Here is a 16,679-nt window from a genome sequence, read left to right on the forward strand (position 1 = left end):
GTCACGACCGTTGGGACACCGGCACCACGTACCGGTTGAACACCAGGTCGCGCAGCACGTCGTCACCGCCCTCCACGATCGACACGTACCGCACGTCCCGCAGCAGCTTGCCGATCACCGAGTCGTGCGTGTACCCCACGCCGCCGAACATCTCCGACGCGGCCGAGGCGATCTGCCAGCCCGTCTGGCCGCAGAACATCTTCGTGGTCAGCGCCGTCTTCAGCGTGCCCACCCGGAGGAACTCCGCGGCCGCGTCCGGCCGGGCCGCGATCTCGTCGTAGCGGCGGGCCGCGGCCAGGCACTGGTTCGCCATCACGTCGATCTGCATCTCGAACTGGCCCAGCTTGGCCGCGAACACCGCGTTCCCGGCCAGGACGGCGCCCTTGACCTGCTTGGTCCTGCCGTACTCCAGGCACACGTCCCGGATCCGGCGGGCGACGCCGAGCGCCGTGGTGGCGATGAGGATGCGGCTGGCGTTCAGCCCCACCTCCAGCAGCCGCAGCCCGTTGCCGCGCAGCACGTTGGCGGCCGGCACCCGGCAGTCGGTCAGCGTCACCTGGTAGGTCGCCGAGGAGCGCAGCCCCAGCACGTCCCAGCGCTTGTCGATCCGGATGCCCGGCGTGTCCCGGGGGACCAGCACCGCCAGGTAGCCGGCCGGGTCGTGCTCGGCGCGGGCGACCACGACCAGGAACTCGGCGAAGTCGGCGTTCGTGGAGAACGCCTTCTCCCCGTTCAGCACGACGTCGTCGCCGTCGCGGCGGGCCGTCGTGGTGATCCTGGCCAGCTCGCTGCCGGCGGCGTGCTCGCTGCCGAGCGTCGCGCAGAACCCGCTCCCGGCCACCAGTTTGCCCAGGTAGTGGTCCCGCAGGTCGGGGGAGCCGTACAGGGAGACCATGCTGGTGGTCAGGACCGGGATGAACAGGGTGAACGCGGCGCCGGCGTCGGCGTAGGCGAGTTCGGCGACGATCCGCACGCCGTCCTCCAGGCTGAGGCCGGGGCCGCCGTGCTCCTTCGGCACCCACCAGTTCGCCAGACCGGTGTCGGCGAACCGCTCGTACAGCGGGAGCGGCGCCTCGGCCAGCGAGTCGAGGTAGGCGTCCTTGCCGATGAGTTCCCTGCGCGCGAACGCCTGGACCGCCCGCACGTGCTCCGGCTGCCTCATTCGGTCTCCCGTTCGTCGAGCAGCTCGGCCAGGAGGCGCACCGTCGGGCACTCCAGCAGTCCCGTCACCGGGACCGACGCGTTCAGGGTCTTGCGGATCCTGGTGGTCAGCTCGATCGCGAGGAGCGAGTGGCCGCCCAGCTCGAAGAAGTTGTCGGTGGCGCCGATCGGCTCGATGCCCAGCACCCGCGACCAGATGTCGGCGAGCGCCTTCTCGGTGCCCTCCCTCGGTTCCACGTAGGGGTTGTTGAGGTCGGGTCTCGGGTGGCGTTCCTGGTCGTCGGGGGTGTCGTCGGCGCCGTGGATGTCGCCGGTGACCCACTGCGCCAGCCGGCCCTCCAGCGGACCGGTCGAGATGACCAGGTGGCCGACCCGGTCGATGGCCGCCAGGGCCCGCTCGAGGACGTCGACGCCTTCGGCCGGGGCCATCGCGAAGCCGACGACGGCCTCGCTGTGGCCTTCCAGACGGGTGGCGTCGATGCTCCAGGTGTCCCAGTCGACGGTCACCCAGCGCGCGCCGCCCGCCACCCGGGACTGCCGGATGTAGGCGTCCAGCGCCGCGTTGGCCGCCGCGTACGGCGCGAGCGTCATGCCGCCCAGCACCGCCGCGATGGACGACAGCGTGATCCGCCGGTCGGCTGCGTGCCCGCCGAGCACCTTCTCCAGCACGTGGAAGCCCTTGACCTTGGTGGCCAAGTGGGCGTCGCACTGGGCGCGGTCCATCAGGTGGGCGAAGTTGAAGTACGCCCCGTCCTGCACGCCCGCGCCGTGCACGACCACGTCGATCCCGCCGAACCGCTCGACCGCGGCCTCGACCACGGCCGCCATCCGCTCCTCGTCCGCCACGTCGGCGGACAGGCAGAGCACGGTCGCGCCCCGGCGCTCCAGGTCCAGGATGTTGTGGATGTGCCGGGCGGTGCGCTCCCCGCCGGGGGGCGTCTGCGCCAGGAACGCCTCCCACTCCTCGCGGGGCGGCAGCGGCGACCGGGCGGTGAGGACCAGGTTGCAGCCGTACGCGGCGGCCAGGTGCCGGGAGAGCACGAGGCCGACGTCGCCGAGGCCGCCGGTGATCAGCACGGTCTCGCCGTTCCTGATCGGGCGGGTCTCGTCGGTCAGCTCCTCGGTCGGGAACGGGTCGTAGGCCCGCACCCAGGTCTCGCCGGCGCGGACCGCGACCGGGCCCTCGTGCGGGGCCAGGATCGCGGCCAGGATCTGGACGGCGTCGCCGACTGGGTGGCCGGCGGCGTCGACGTCGATGGTGCGGGCCCGGATCCGGGGGTTCTCCTGGGCCAGGCTGGGGGCCAGCGCCGCCAGCGTGGAGTGCTCCGGGTGGCGCAGGTCCGAGCCGAGCACGCCGACCGCCCCCGAGGTGAGCAGGGCGAGCTCGGCGCGCGGCGCGGAACCGCTGTTGTCGACCAGTTCCCTGGCCAGCGCCAGCACGGAGTAGAAGCCGCGGCGCTGCTCGGCGTCGAAGTGGGCGGACGGGTCGTGACCCGGTCCGGGCTCGGCCGCGGCCAGGCTGAAGCCGTGGACGATCGCGCGGGGCGCGACCAGCAGCGAGTACATCAGCTCGGCCATGTCGTCGGGCTTGTCCAGCCGGACGGTGAAGTTCCCGGCGTCGTCCTGGTCGAAGCTCTCGCCGCTGCGGACCGCCGTGACCTCGGCGCCCGCCGCGTCCAGCCGGTCGATCAGCGCCTCGCCCCGGGCGTCGTCGGCGAAGACCAGCCAGGGACCGGCCGCCCGCAGCCGCTCGTCCAGGTCGGCGACCGCGAACGGCCGCTGCCGCCAGGTGGGCAGGTACGTCCACTTCGACCGGTCGAAGGTCTTGTCGTTGCTCACCGGGGCGGCCTGCGCGTTCGGGGTGGCCTTCACCCAGTAGCGGCGCTTCTGCCACGGGTAGGTGGGCAGCTCGACCCTGCGGCCCGCGCCCCGGTGCAGCGCGGTCCAGTCGATCGCGCTGCCGGCCTGCCACAGCCGGGCCAGCGTGGCCAGCAGCCACTCGGCCGCGGGCACTCCGTCGGCGGGGGCGACGGCGATCTCCTCCGACGTCTGGCCGTTGTCCTCGCGTGACACCTGCACGCCGAGCCGCCGCAGCCCGTCGGCCAGCGCGCCGACCGCGTCGTGCCGGTCGGTGCCGTCCTCGATGCCGATCACGGCGTCGACCGCCGCGAGCAGCTCCGGCCACCAGGATTCCGGCACGCCCTCCGGCGTGACCAGGCGCACCTTGGGGTTGCGGCGCTGGGTCTTGGCGTTGATCCAGCGGGAGGGGTCGGTCAGCGCCACGACCGCGTCGTCGCGGTCGGTGACCACGACCGCGCGCCGCAGCGCGAACCCGCCGCGCGACATCTGCAACGTGAACGCGACGTCCGCGATGTCCTCGCCGGAGTCGGCGGCCAGGTGACCGGCCAGGCGCTCGCCGAGTTCGTTCAGCGCGTTCTCGTCGCCCGCCGAGAACGTCAGCAGGTGCGGGCCCGGCCGGTGGGGGAGGACCGGGCGCGGCGGCGCCTGCTCCAGCACCACGTGCGCGTTGGTCCCGCCGAGGCCGAACGAGCTGACCCCGGCCCGGCGCGGGTGCGGGCCCTCCGGCCACGGCCGGTGCTCGGTCAGCACGGTGAAGCGGTCCTGCGCGGTGGCCAGCGCCGGGTTCGGCTGGGCGTAGTCCGGCACGCCCTGGAGCAGCTCGTGCTTGAGGCTCAGCGCGGCCCGCATCAGCCCGGTCACGCCGGAGGCCCGGTCGAGGTGGCCCAGGCTCGGCTTCAGCGAACCGAGCACGGCCGGGGTCTCGCGCGGCTGGGTGAACACCCGGTTCATCGCGGCCAGCTCGATCGAGTCGCCCAGCATGGTGCCGGTGGCGTGGCACTCGACGTAGCCGATGGTGTCGGGTTTGACCCCGGCCACGCCGAGGGCCGTCTCGATCACGTCGGCCTGGCCGTCGACGCCCGGGGCGGTGTAACCGGCCCGCATCCGGCCGTCGTTGTTGGAGGCCGAGCCGAGAATGACGGCGTGGATCACGTCGCCGTCGGCGAGCGCGTCGGACATGCGCTTGAGCGCCACCGTGCCGACGCCGCTGCCCATCACGGTGCCGCCCGCCTCGGCGTCGAAGCTGCGGACCTTCCCGTCGGGCGACATGATGCCGCCCTGCTCGTACAGGTAACCGGCCGGCTGGGGGAGCGGCGTGAACGCGCCGCCCGCCAGCGCCATGTCGCACTCGTAGGTGAGCAGGCTCTGGCACGCCAGGTGCACCGCCACCAGCGACGTCGAGCAGAACGTCTGCACCGACACCGCCGGGCCGCGCAGCCCCAGCTTGTACGACACCAGGTTCGCCAGCGAGTCGCGCTCGTTGCCGATCGCCATCAGCATCGCGCCGCCCGGCGCGCCCGCCAGGTGGAAGATGTTCTTCACCACGTAGTCGGGGAACCCGCACCCGCCGAACACCGCGACCTGTCCCGGCACGTCGGTGGGGCAGTAGCCGGCGCCCTCCAGCGCCTCCCACGAGCACTCCAGGAACAGCCGGTGCTGCGGGTCCATCATCTCGGCCTCGCGCGGGTTGATCCCGAAGACCCCCGCGTCGAAGTGCTCCAGGCCGTTCAGCGGGCCGCCGATCCGCACGTAGCGCGGGTCGGCGATCTGGCCCGGCTCGACGCCGTTCTCGCGCAGCTCCTCGTCGGTGATCTCGCGCAGTCCCTTGATCCCGGACAGTACGTTCCGCCACAGGTCGGCGACGCTGTCGGCGCCCGGGAAACGACCGGACATGCCGATCAGCGCCACCGCCGAGGCGTAGTCGGTTTCTGTCATGACGTCCTTCCGCTCCGGAGCATGTTCCGCCGCTGTTCGATGCGCGAGGTGCGCTGCTGTTCGCGCACGTCGGCCGTCTGCTCTTCCTTGGCCTCGCCCGCGGTGGCCGCTTCGGCGAGCGACGAGATCGTGGGCGACTGGTAGAGGATGTGCGGGGGGAGGTAGGTCAGGCCGAGCGCCTTCCGGACCTCCGTGATGATCTCCATGCCGAGCAGCGAGTTGCCGCCCAGCTCGAAGAAGTTGTCGTGGACGCCGACCGACTCCAGGCCGAGCGCCTCGGTCCACACCTCGGCGATCTTCTCCTCGGCCTCGTTCTGCGGCTCCACGAACGCGGTCGACAGGTCCGGCCTGGGGTGCCGGCCGAAGGCGTCCCTGAGCTTCTTGACCGTCGCCTGGTGGCTCTCGATCGAGGACTTGCGGCTCATCGCGACCAGCGGCGCGAAGTCCTGCGTGGAGGCGACCACGTGCCGCTCGCCGCTGTTCAGCACCCGGACGAGGGTCTCGAAGCCGTCCTCGAAGCTGAGCCCGAACAGGCCCCGGTACCAGGTGAAGTACTGCTTGGAGCCCTCGTCGTAGTTCTCCAGGCCCTCCGTCCAGCCGTTCCAGGTCCACTCGCACCAGTCGACCGAGGTGACCAGCGCGCCGGGCAGCGGGTCGCTGAGCGCGAAGGAGTCCAGGAACGCGTTGGCCGCGCAGTAGTCGACCTGCCCGGCGCCGCCGCCGGTGGCGGAGGTGGTGGAGGAGTAGAGGGCGAGGAAGTCGACCGGCACGTCCTTCAGCACCTCGGCCAGGGCCAGCGAACCGGCCACCTTCGGGGCGAGCGTGCGCTCGATGTCGGCCACGGTCTTGAACTGCATCAGGCCGACGGCGGGCACGCCCGCGCAGTGCAGGACGCCGTTGAGCCCGCCGAAGTGCTCGATCGCCGCGTCGACGGCCCGGCGCACGTCCGCGACCTTGGACACGTCTCCGGCCACCGTGACGACCCCGACGCCGGCCGCCTCCAGCCGGCGCAGCCCCTCGACGCGCCGCCGCACCTCGTCGGCGGTGCCGGGGGCGGCCAGGATCTGGTTCCACTGGTCCTTCGGCGGGACGGCGGTGCGCCCCATGAGGACCAGGTTGGCCTGGTACTTCCCGGCCAGCAGCTCGGCCATGCCCAGGCCGATGCCGCCCAGGCCGCCGGTCACCAGGTACGTCCCGCCGCGCCGCACGTCCACGACCGGGTCGGTCCTGTCGATGTTGGCGGCGTCCAGCACCTCGTAGCCCGGCGTCCAGCGGCGGCCCTCGCGCAGCGCGACGACCTGGTCGTTGGGGTCGGCCCGCAGCTCGGCCAGCAGCCCGCGCAGGGCGGCCGGTCCGGTGCCGGCGTCGATGTCGATGAGGCGGGTCTTGACCCTCGGGTACTCGACGGGGATGAGCCGGGTCGGGCCGAGCAGCGTGTTGCGCTCGGGGATGACGTCGTCGCCGGTCAGCACCTTCTGGCTGCCGACGGTGACGATGTCCAGCGCCCAGGCCGGCAGGCCGAGGTCGACGGCGGCCCTGGCGAAGGAGACCAGCGTGTACAGGCCGCGCTTCAGGCACTCCTGGGTGGCGTCGCCTTCGGCGGGGGCCGGGTCGGCGGTCCACAGGTGCACGACCCGCTCCGGCGTGAATTCACGGCCGCCGAGCGTCCGCAGGGCGGCGACGACGTCGTCCTGCGAGCCGGGGCGGATGACGAAGCCGTTTGGGGTCTCGGCGTAGGCGTCGCCGGGCCGGACCAGGACGACCTCGTGGCCGAGCGCGTCCAGCGCGGCGCGGACCGATCCGGTCAGCGTGTCGGCCAGGCCCGCGTCGGTGAAGAGCAGCCACTTGGTCTGCTCCTCCGCGCGGACGAGCTGCGGCGCGGTCTGCCGCCACACGGGGACGTTGATCCACCGCTCGTCCGGCAGGCGCGGCAGCGCGGTCGCGATGCTGGTGGGGTCGCTCTCGTCCAGCAGCGGCACGCCGGGCGTCAGCGCCGACTGGTCGATCTCCAGCCAGTAGTCCTGGCGGTCGAAGGGGTAGGTCGGCAGCGGGACCCGGCCGGGCGTCCAGCCGTCGTGCAGGGCGTCCCAGTCGATCGGGACCCCGGCCAGCCAGAGCTTGGCGACGGCGGTCGCGGTGGCGGCGAGCGTCTCCACCTGGTCGCCCTGGCCGGGCAGGGTGGTGACGATCAGCGGCCACTGGTTGCGGTCGCAGTCGGGGTGGCCGCGGGTCAGCGCGCCGAGCGACTGCCCGGGGCCGATCTCGGTCAGCGTCAGGTCGCCGCCGCGCAGCACGTGCGCGAGCCCGGCGCCGAACTCGACCGTCTCGCACATGTGGCGGGCCCAGTAGCCGGGGTCGGTGACGAGCTCGGCGGTGGCGATCTCGCCGGTGACGTTGCTGACGTACGGGATGGACGGCGGGTTCAGCGTCACGTTGGCGCTGATCCAGGAGGTCAGCTCGGCCGCGACCGGTTCGAGCATCCGGGAGTGGAAGGCGTGCGTGGTCTGGAGGCGGCGGCAGCCGATCTCCGCCGCCCGCAGCCGCGCGGCGGCGGCCTCGACGCTCTCCTCCGGCCCGGCCAGCACGAGCTGCGAGCCGGTGCGGACCGCGACGTCGAGGCCGAGGTCGCCGAGCACCGCCTTCAGCCGCTTCTCGTCGGCGGCGACGGCCAGCATGCCGCCCTCCGGCTGGGAGGTGATCAGCTTCGCCCGGTAGGCGACCAGCTTGAGCGCGTCGGCCAGCGACAGCACCCCGGACAGGCAGGCCGCGACGTACTCGCCGAGGCTGTAGCCGACCATGATCTCCGGCTTGACGCCCCAGCTCATCAGCAGCCGGGCCAGCGCGTACTCGGCGACGAAGACGGCGGGCTGGATGAGGTGCGCGTTCGGGGTCGAGCGCGGGGAGGCGTCCCCGGTCCGCCCGAGCAGCGCGGCCAGGTCGGGGGCGGTCGCGGGCCCGGCCGGGACGAAGACGTCGGACAGCTGGGAGGCCTCGGTGAGGCCCAGCAGGCTGACGCACTCGTCCACGTCCGCCCGGAAGGCGGGCTCCTCCTCGTACAGGGCGGCGACCATGCCCGGGTACTGCTCGCCGACGCCGGCGATCAGGAACCCGGTCTTGCGGCCGACGGCCGTGTCGGTGCGGCCCAGCGGCCCGGCCGGGTCGGCGAGCAGCGCGGCGGCCCTGGCGTTGCCGTCGGCGACGATGACCTTGCGGTGGTTGAAGACCTTGCGGCCCTTCTGGAGGGTGTAGGCGACGTCGCCCAGGTCCAGGCCGGGGTCGGCGGCGACGCGCTCGCCCAGGCGGGCCGCCATCGCCTCGGCGGCGGCGGCCGACCGGGCCGACACCGGGAGGATCTGCCAGCGGCGGGGCCGCTCCCGGCGCTCGGCCGGGACGGGGGCCTCGACGATGATCGCGTGCGCGTTCGTGCCGCCCATGCCGAGCGAGCTGATCCCGGCGATGCGCGGCCGGTCGGCGCTGCGCGGCCAGGGGGTGGGCTGGGACGTGACGTAGAACGGGCTGGCCTCGAAGTCGATCTCGGGGTTCGGCGAGGTGTAGTGGAGCGTCCCGGGGATCAGCTCGTGCCGCAGCGACTGGACGACCTTGATCAGGCCGGTCGCGCCGGAGGCGCGGTCGAGGTGGCCGACGTTCGGCTTGATCGAGCCGAGGATGCAGTACTGCTTCTTCTCCGTCTGGCCGAACGCCCTGGTCAGGGCCGCGACCTCCATCGGGTCGCCGACCTCGGTGGCGGTGCCGTGCGCCTCGACGTAGGAGATCTGCGACGGCTCGATGCCCGCCTTCTCGATCGCCTTGGACACGCAGCGGCGCTGGCCGTCGATGCTGGGGGCCAGGTAGCTGAACTTCATCGCGCCGTCGTTGTTGATCGTGGAGGCGCGGATCACCGCGAGCACGGTGTCCCGGTCCTCGATCGCCCTGCCCAGGCGCTTCAGCGCGACCACGGCCGCGCCGTCGCCGAACATGCTGCCGCGGCCCTGCGCGTCGAAGGTCCGCACATGGCCGTCGGGCGACTCCTGGCCGCCCTCCTCCCACAGGTAGCCGGTCCGATCGGGGATGCGGACCGACACGCCGCCCGCCAGCGCCATGTCGCACTCGTCCCGGCGCAGCGCCTCGCTCGCCAGGTGGACCGCGACCAGCGAGGTCGAGCAGAACGTCTGCACGGTCACGCTCGGCCCGGACAGGTCCAGCCGGAACGACACGTTCGTGGCCAGCGAGTCCTTGTCGTTGCCGATCATCAGCGCGGACGTGTCGATGCCCATGGCGAACGCCTGCAGCCGGGTCAGCAGGTAGCCGCTGATGTTCATGCCGGCGAACACGCCGACCGAGCCGCGGCTCTCCGGCGAGCCGTACCCGGCCGACTCCAGGACCTCCCACACGCATTCGAGGAAGAGCCGCTGCTGCGGATCGGCCAGCGTGGCCTCGCGCGGGTTGTAGCCGAAGAACGCCGCGTCGAATCCGCGGATCTCGTCGAGAATCGGCCGGCTCCGGACGTAGTTCGGTTTCGAGAACGTCGCCGCCGGCACGCCCGCCTCGATCAGTTCCTCATCCGAGAAACGCGTGAAGGATTCGACCCCGGTGCTGATGTTCCGCCAGAACGTTTCGACGTCATTGGCTCCCGGGAATCGACCGGCCATGCCGATGATCGCAATATCGGACTCGTCCGCGGGGTATTGCGAGTCACCAGGTGGATGTTGCTGAGTCATCAACATGCCCCTATTCACCGAATTTTTAGGTGGGAATTCTTTTAGAGGAGCCCGCCGCGGCCCCAGCCGCGGGTGAGCCGGCGGATCGCGAACGCGCCGCAGACCAGCGCGATCCCCAGCAGGATCGCCGCGGGCTTCAGGACTCCGGCGGTGTCACCGGCGACCGCGGCCTGCAGCAACTCCAGGGCCCAGTAGCCGGGGGACGCCTGCGCGGCGACCTGGGCCCACTCCGGCATCAGGCTCAGCGGCACCAGCGCCCCGCCGAGCGAGCTGAGCGTCAGCGCGCCCACGTCCGTGATCACGCTGAGCTCGCCGTGGCTGCGCACGATCGCGGCCAGCAGCGCGCCGATCGCCAGCAGCGTGAACGCCCAGAGCAGGATGGCCCCCAGCACCAGCGGGACGTTGCCCGGGATGGGCAGGCCGATGACCAGGCAGCCGTAGATCAGCAGGATGGTCTGCTGGGCGATCATCACCACGTAGATCGGCAGGGTCTTGCCGATCAGCAGCTCGGCGGCCGGCGCCCGGCTCACCCGGAGCCGGTCCCAGGTCTTCCAGGTGCGCTCGGCCAGGATGGCGTTGCCCGCGATGGAGATCGCGAACACCGAGAACATGACCAGCAGCCCGGTCACCACCTTGGTGGTGCCGCCGTCGACCGCCCGCACGTAGAGCGGCTCCAGGACCAGCATCAGGACCATCGGCATGACCACGTAGCTGATCGTCTGGCCGGGGTCGCGGAGCCGGATGAGCGTGTTGTTGCCGGCCATCGCGCGGATCCGGTGGAGGGACTCGCGCAGGGCAGCGGCCGGCCCGGGACGGTATCCGGTCTCAAGGAGCATCGCTGACCGCCAGGGATCGGTAGAGGTCGTCCAAGGAGGGGTTGTGGACCTCGATCGTGCTGATCGGCCGCTCGGCGCGGCCCAGCAGGTCGATCAGGGTGGCCGCCGGCTGCGTGGTGGAGACGCGGACCTCCTCCTCGTTGTCGTGGATCAGCCGCACCTCCCCGGGCAGCCCGTCGACCAGTTCGTCGTAGGTGCCCCGCGCGATGATCCGGCCGCTGCGGGCCACCGCGATGGTGGCCTGCAACTCGACCAGTTCGGGCAGGTAGTGCGTGGTGTAGACGATGGCCGCGCCCTCGCCGGCGCGCTGCTTGACGACGTCGAGCATCGCCTCGCGGGTCTCCAGGTCGGCGCCCGCGGTCGGCTCGTCCAGCAGCAGCAGACCGGGCCGGTTGATCAGCGCGGTGGCCGCCTGGACGCGCCGCTGCTGCCCGCCGGACAGCGCCGCCGTCCTGCGGTCGATGAACGCGCCGAGCCGGAGCGCGACGGTCAGCTCCTCCACGGCGCTGTCGAGCGCGGCCCGGCGCAGCCCCGCGAGCTTCCCGAACAGGTTGAGGTGCTCGCGCACGGTGACGGACGGATAGAGCGCGATGTGCTGCGGCGCGACGCCCACCCGCCCCCTGCTCGCCGACGGCGGGCGCCCGTCGATGGTCACGTGACCGCCGTCCTGACGGACCAGGTACGACACGATCTCCACGAAGGTCGTCTTGCCCGCGCCGTTGTGCCCGACCAGGCCGACGATCTCGCCGGCCGCCACACTCAGGCTGAATCCGTCCAACGCCAGGACCGGGCCGTATCGCTTGACGAGATCAATGGCTTGCAGCAAGGTGTCACCTCCTTGAGTGTTCACCTCGAAAAGACTGTGCTTTTCGCATATCCGCGAATGGGGAATTCGGGAATTTGACTGAGGAAATCGAGTTACCGCTACAGTAGCGGCGGGCGGCCCGGCCGCTATTGGCAGGAAGTGGCCGGAGACAACAGGCCAACGGCCGTTCCCCTAGGGGTGTCCCCTATTCGCCGGACGCCGTGAAGACAGGGGTTGCGGGTCCAGGTCGGCCGACCTGCGAAAACGGCTGTTTGTGCTTGACAACGGCCAGCTGTTCACGGTGACCCGTTGCTGTCAGAATCTCCGGGTGGCTATCGAACGCTCTGACACGAAGTTGCCGGAGGCAGGCGAGAGTCGCCTCAAGGGGCTGCCGCCCGTCGCGGCGGGCCCGATCGCCGCGCTGGCGGCGTCGCTCGCGGTCCTGCTGACCGCCCTGTCCCTTCGGTACGGGTTCCATCGCGACGAGCTCTACTTCATGGTCGCCGGCGACCACCCCGACTGGGGCTACGTCGACCAGCCGCCGCTGACCCCGCTGCTGGCCCGCGCGAGCACCGCCCTGCTCGGCGACTCCCCGGCCGCGCTGCGCGTCGTCGCCACCATCTTCTGTGTGGCCGCGGTCGTGACCGTCGCCCTGATCGCCCGCGAACTCGGCGGCGACCGCCGGGTGCAGACCGTCGCCGCCTGCTGCGCGGCCGGTTCCGGGATCGTCCTGGGCCTGGGCCACCTGCTCGCCACCGCGACCTTCGACATGCTGGCCTGGCTGGTGATCAGCCTGCTGGTGCTGCGCCTGCTCCGGACCGGCGACGGCCGCTGGTTCGTGCTGATCGGCGTCGCGGTCGGCGTCGGCATGGAGAACAAGCAGCTCCTCGGGCTGCTGGTGGTGACCCTGTTCCTGGCGCTGCTGCTGGTCGGGCCGAGAGACGTGCTGCGCACCCGCTGGCTGCCGATCGGCGCGCTCATCGCCCTGGTCATCGCCGCGCCCAACCTGATCTGGAGCGCCGCGAACGGCTGGCCGCAGTTCGCGGTCGCGGCCGGCATCAGCGAGGACGGCGCGGACGACCGCGCGATGCTCCTCCCGCTGCTGATCGCGCAGCTCTCCCCGCTGTTCCTCCCGTTCTGGGTGGCCGGCCTGGTCCGCCTGTGGCGGGACCCGTCGGTCCGCTGGGCCCGGCTGATCCCCGTGGCGACCCTGCTGCTGTTCACCGTCGTGCTGCTCACCGGCGGCAAGGCGTACTACGTCCTGCCCCTGCTGATCGTCTCGATGGCGGCCGGTGCGGCGCCCGTCGTCGCCCGGGTCCGGCCGCGCGTCCTCGTCGCGGGCATCGCGGTCGCCGCCGCCATCAACGTCGTCATCGGGCTCCCGGTCCTGCCGCCCGCCGCCGCCGGGCTCCCGAACGCGCTGAACGCCGAGGTGGGGGCGCAGATCGGCTGGCCGCAGTTCGTCGGGTCGGTCGCCGACGCCTGGCGCCAGATCCCCGAGCCCGACCGCGCCCGCGCCGTCATCCTCGCCCAGAACTACGGCGAGGCCGCCGCGATCGCCCTCTACGGCCCCCAGCACGGCCTGCCCGCCGCCTACTCGGGACACATGAGCTACGCCGACTGGGGCCCGCCCCCGGACAGCGCCGACGGCCCCGTCCTGCTGGTCCACGCCGCCGAGAACCGCTGGATCGCCGCGCGGTTCACCGACTGCCGCCTCGTCGGCCCGGTCGACATCGGCCACGACATCGACAATCAGCTCAGCGAGAACGTCATCCGGATCTGCGGCGCGGCTCCCGTCGCCTGGTCCGCCCTCTGGCCGAGTCTGCGGCACAGCTGATGGAGGCACCGATGAGCGGTCAGAACATGTCACCGGCAGGCCGGTCTCCGGCGGCCCTTCTCCGCTTAGCCTGGCTGACATGCGCGTAGGTTGCCTGATCGGGTCAGGCCGCGACTGCGACATCTACGAGGCCGGAGCGGGCAAGGTCATCCGGCGGGCCAAAGACGGCCGGAGCCTGGAACGCGAGGCGTCCGTCATGCGCCACGCCAGCCGTGGCGGCTTCCCCGCGCCGCAGGTCTACGACGCCGACGGCCCCGACATCCTGATGGAGCGCCTCGACGGCCCCAGCCTCTTCCAGGACGCCGCCGCCCATCCGTGCCGGGTCTCCGACCACGGCACCCTCCTCGCCGACCTGCTCGAGAAGCTGTCCGCCGTACGCGCCCCCGGCTGGCTCCCCGCCGCCTGTGTCGGCAACCACCTGCTCCACCTGGACCTGCACCCGCACAACGTGCTGCTCACCGGCGACGGCCCCCGCGTCATCGACTGGGCCACCGCCGGCCGTGGCGCCTCCGCCGCCGACATCGCCTCCACCTGGCTGGCCCTGGCGTCGGGCCACGTGGAGCCCGAGCTGCGCCCGAGCCGGGACCTCATGCTGGCGGCCTTCCTCGACCGCGTCGACCGCGAGGCCGCCCGGCCCTACCTGACCGTGATGGCGGAACGCCGCCGTACCGACCGCAACGCCGACAACGCGGAGACGGCCGCCATCGACCGCCTCCTCGCCCGCGAACACACGACCCTCGAGGAGGCAGTCAATGGCAGACCGACGTGAAGTCCGGGTATCTGATGGTGATCGCGAGGCCGCCGTCGCCCACCTGCTGGCCGCCGTGGACGAGGGCCGCCTCAGCCTCGACGAGTACAACGACCGCATGAGCCGCGCCTACGCCTCGGTCACCTTCGCCGACCTGGACAACCTCCTCCTCGACCTCCCCAGCCCCCAGACCGCGTCTTCCACGGCCACCGCCACCCAGACGAGAGCCCCGGCCGTGGCGGCGGGCGCGTTACCCCGCTGGCTCAAGGTCGTCTGGGTCGCGTGGGCGGCCAAGGTCGCCCTCAACCTGGTGATCTGGGTCCTGCTCAGCCTCACCGAGGGGGAAGTCCTCTACTTCTGGCCGATGTGGGTCATCTTCCCGCCGGGCCTGACCCTGCTCGGCCTCACCTACGCCGTCTCGGCCTCCCGGCAGAACGCGCGTCCCTGAACGGGACCCCGGCTCACGATCGTGGGCCGGGGTTCCGGCACGGCGGCGGCTGGAGCGTGGCCGCATTGCCCGAAACGTATCGAGAAGACGGAAGACGTGGCCGCCGACCCCACCCCGCAGGCTCCATGAGGCGGCCGCTCTGTTCGGACTGCTGGCCGCCCCGGCGCGAGTGCGACGTGAGCAGTCTCGCCGAGCGGGTGGGCGGCGCGCTACCAGGTGGCGTCGGCCCTGTGACCGGGTAGTGCGTCACCCCACGGGCAGCAGGGTCGCCAGCAGGTCGTCCAGGCTGACCAGGCCGGTCACCGTGCCGTCGGGGCCGCGGACGACGGCGAGCTGGCCGTGCGCCTCCTGGAGGGCGGCGACCGCGTCGGACACCGTCGTCTCCGGTGACAGCACGGGCAGCGGGTGGCCGAGGCTCGCCGCGCTCACCGCGCTGCCCCTCCTGCGCGCGAGGTAGGCGTCCCGCACGTGGACGACCCCGGCGGGCCCGTCCGCGTCGCTGACGATCAGCCGGGTGCGGCCGCTGGCCGCGCTCAGCTCGATCACGTCCTGCGGCGAGGACGCGGCGGGCACGGCGACGATGTCCCCGGCCGGGACCACCAGCGGTTCGATCGGGGTGCTGGGGGCGTTCAGCGCCTGGGTGAGGACCACGTGGTCGTCGGCGTCGATCAGCTTCAGGCGGCGTGACTCCTCCACCAGGCGCTGGAGCTGGTCGCGGGTGCGCGGCGGCGACTCGCCGTCCGTCGGCTGCACCCTGACCGCGCGCAGCAGCAGGTTGCTGACGCCGTTCAGCACGGTCAGGACCGGCCGGACGAGCATCGTGAAGCCCCGGAACGGCAGCGCCAGCATGGTGGCCGACCGCTCGGGGTGGGCGATGGCCCACGACTTGGGCGCCATCTCCCCGATGACCATGTGCAGGAACGTCACGATCGCCAGGGCGATGACGAACGCGACCACATGCGCCATCGTGGCCGACAGCCCGACGGCCTCGAAGGCGGGGGTGAGCGTTCCGGCGATGAGCGGCTCGGAGACGCACCTGGACCTCGACCCGTCGGGGGGCTCCTGCGGTCAGGGACGGGGTGAGCGGCACCATGAGGACGTCACCCGGCGCGGCGAACCGTTCGAGGTGGTGCAGGATCAGGCCGGCGACGGTGTCGTACTCGTCCAGGTCCGGCAGTTCGAGACCGGTCTCCAGGGCGATCTCGTCGATGCGGAGGGCGGCGTCGACCGTCCAGCCGTCATCGTCGCGCCTGACCGTGACGATCTCGGCGTCGTTCTCGTCGGTGATCTCGCCGACGAGTTCACGTCCTCCAACGTCACCAGCCCGGCCAGGCCGCCGTGCTCGTCGACGACGCAGGCGACCTCCTCGCCGCTCCGGTGCATCTGCGCCACCAGATCCGGCAGGGTGATGGAGAACGGCACGACCAGGACGTCCCTGGCGATGTCGGCGACCTTCGTCGTCGCCGCTCCGGCGGGCGGGACCCGCACGAGTTCCCGCAGCCCCACGATGCCGACGACCTCGTCCATGCGGGCGCCCATCACCGGATAGTGGGTGTGCCCGTAGCGGGCCAGGAGCTCGTCGAGCGCGGAGACGGCGGCCGAGCCGCTGATCGTCACGACGTCGACGCGGGGCACCATGACCTCTTCGGCCGTGTGGTCGGAGAAGGCCAGGGCGCGGGCCAGGATGTCGGCCTGGTCGCCGGGCAGATGCCCGTGGCGCTCCGACTCGCCGATGATGTGGCCGAGCTCCTCCAGGGTCGCGCCGTGGTGGAGCTCCTCGACCGGCTCGATGCCGATCGCCCGCAGGAGGCGGTTGGCGGAGGCGTCGAACAGCCTGATGACGGGCCCCGCCACGGTCAGATAGACGAGCGTCGAGCTCGCCAGGGCGCGGGCGAGAGCCTCCGACCTGGCCAGCGCGAGATTCTTGGGCGCCAGCTCGCCGAGGATCATCTGGATGACCGTGGCCACGACGAACCCGAGGACCAGCGCCACGGCGCCGACCGCGCCGGACGGCACGCCGAGCGCCTCCAGCCCGGGGGCGATGAGCTCGGCGAGGGCGGGCTTGGCGATGAAACCCACGATCAGAGCGGTGACGGTGATGCCGAGCTGGGCGCCCGACAGCATGAACGACAACCGCTCCAGCACCTTCACGGCGCGAGCGGCCTTCCTGTCGCCCTCCGCCGCCCTCTGCGTCAGGGCCAGCCGGTCGGCGGTGACGTAGGCGAACTCCTGAGCCACGAAGTAGCCGGTGGCGAGGGTCAGGACGAACACGGCGACGAGGCCGAGGAGGATGCTCATCCGGGCGTCAGCTCACCAGGTTCGCCGGGATTG

Annotated in this window: 9 protein-coding genes and 2 pseudogenes; 3 read left to right on the forward strand and 8 right to left on the reverse strand. The window is 72.2% G+C overall.

The window, feature by feature from the left end:
• Position 1 precedes the first annotated feature (1 nt).
• Genes AW270_RS24710 through AW270_RS24730 form a run of 5 tightly spaced genes read right to left on the reverse strand, consistent with a single transcriptional unit; the run spans position 2 to position 11,336 of the window.
• The gene (locus AW270_RS24710; RefSeq protein WP_061297876.1) at positions 2–1,162 is read right to left on the reverse strand and encodes an acyl-CoA dehydrogenase family protein; all 1,161 of its coding nucleotides are present in this window, start codon (positions 1,160–1,162) and stop codon (positions 2–4) included.
• Complete coding sequence (locus AW270_RS24715; RefSeq protein WP_061297877.1) at positions 1,159–4,956, reverse strand: SDR family NAD(P)-dependent oxidoreductase; 3,798 nt, start codon at positions 4,954–4,956, stop codon at positions 1,159–1,161. Before AW270_RS24715 ends, AW270_RS24710 begins: the two co-directional genes overlap by 4 nt.
• Positions 4,953–9,680, reverse strand: a complete 4,728-nt coding sequence (locus AW270_RS24720; protein WP_082801808.1) for a type I polyketide synthase — start codon at positions 9,678–9,680, stop codon at positions 4,953–4,955. Before AW270_RS24720 ends, AW270_RS24715 begins: the two co-directional genes overlap by 4 nt.
• A 35-nt stretch (positions 9,681–9,715) precedes the next feature.
• Positions 9,716–10,510 carry an ABC transporter permease gene (locus AW270_RS24725; protein ID WP_061297882.1) on the reverse strand — a complete coding sequence of 265 codons (795 nt, stop codon included), beginning with the start codon at positions 10,508–10,510 and terminating at the stop codon, positions 9,716–9,718.
• On the reverse strand, positions 10,500–11,336 hold the full coding sequence (locus AW270_RS24730) for an ABC transporter ATP-binding protein (RefSeq protein WP_061297884.1): 837 nt from the start codon (positions 11,334–11,336) through the stop codon (positions 10,500–10,502). Before AW270_RS24730 ends, AW270_RS24725 begins: the two co-directional genes overlap by 11 nt.
• Before the next feature lie 307 nt (positions 11,337–11,643).
• Here AW270_RS24730 and AW270_RS24735 point away from each other — a divergent pair, with 307 nt between their 5' ends.
• From AW270_RS24735 to AW270_RS24745, 3 genes are all read left to right on the forward strand, one after another.
• Positions 11,644–13,152, forward strand: a complete 1,509-nt coding sequence (locus AW270_RS24735) for a glycosyltransferase family 39 protein (RefSeq protein WP_157522521.1) — start codon at positions 11,644–11,646, stop codon at positions 13,150–13,152.
• Positions 13,153–13,231: 79 nt separating this feature from the next.
• A complete protein-coding gene (locus AW270_RS24740) occupies positions 13,232–13,921 on the forward strand; it encodes a phosphotransferase (protein WP_061297887.1) in 690 nt (229 codons plus the stop codon).
• Positions 13,905–14,348: a DUF1707 SHOCT-like domain-containing protein gene (locus AW270_RS24745; protein WP_063819322.1), complete on the forward strand. Its 444-nt coding sequence runs from the start codon at positions 13,905–13,907 to the stop codon at positions 14,346–14,348. The genes AW270_RS24740 and AW270_RS24745 overlap by 17 nt, the downstream gene beginning before the upstream one ends.
• Positions 14,349–14,594: 246 nt before the next feature.
• Here AW270_RS24745 and AW270_RS24750 read toward each other — a convergent pair whose 3' ends face one another.
• From AW270_RS24750 to AW270_RS24755, 3 genes and pseudogenes are all read right to left on the reverse strand, one after another.
• On the reverse strand, positions 14,595–15,305 hold the full coding sequence (locus AW270_RS24750; RefSeq protein WP_061297891.1) for a CNNM domain-containing protein: 711 nt from the start codon (positions 15,303–15,305) through the stop codon (positions 14,595–14,597).
• Between the two features lie 190 nt (positions 15,306–15,495).
• Positions 15,496–15,705 (reverse strand): annotated as a pseudogene (locus AW270_RS42175) (hypothetical protein); the annotation flags it as partial.
• Between the two features lie 5 nt (positions 15,706–15,710).
• Positions 15,711–16,646, reverse strand: a pseudogene (locus tag AW270_RS24755) (hemolysin family protein); the annotation flags it as partial.
• Between the last annotated feature and the right edge of the window lie 33 nt (positions 16,647–16,679).

The sequence above is a fragment of the Herbidospora cretacea genome (assembly GCF_001570605.1).
Lineage (GTDB): Bacteria > Actinomycetota > Actinomycetes > Streptosporangiales > Streptosporangiaceae > Herbidospora > Herbidospora cretacea.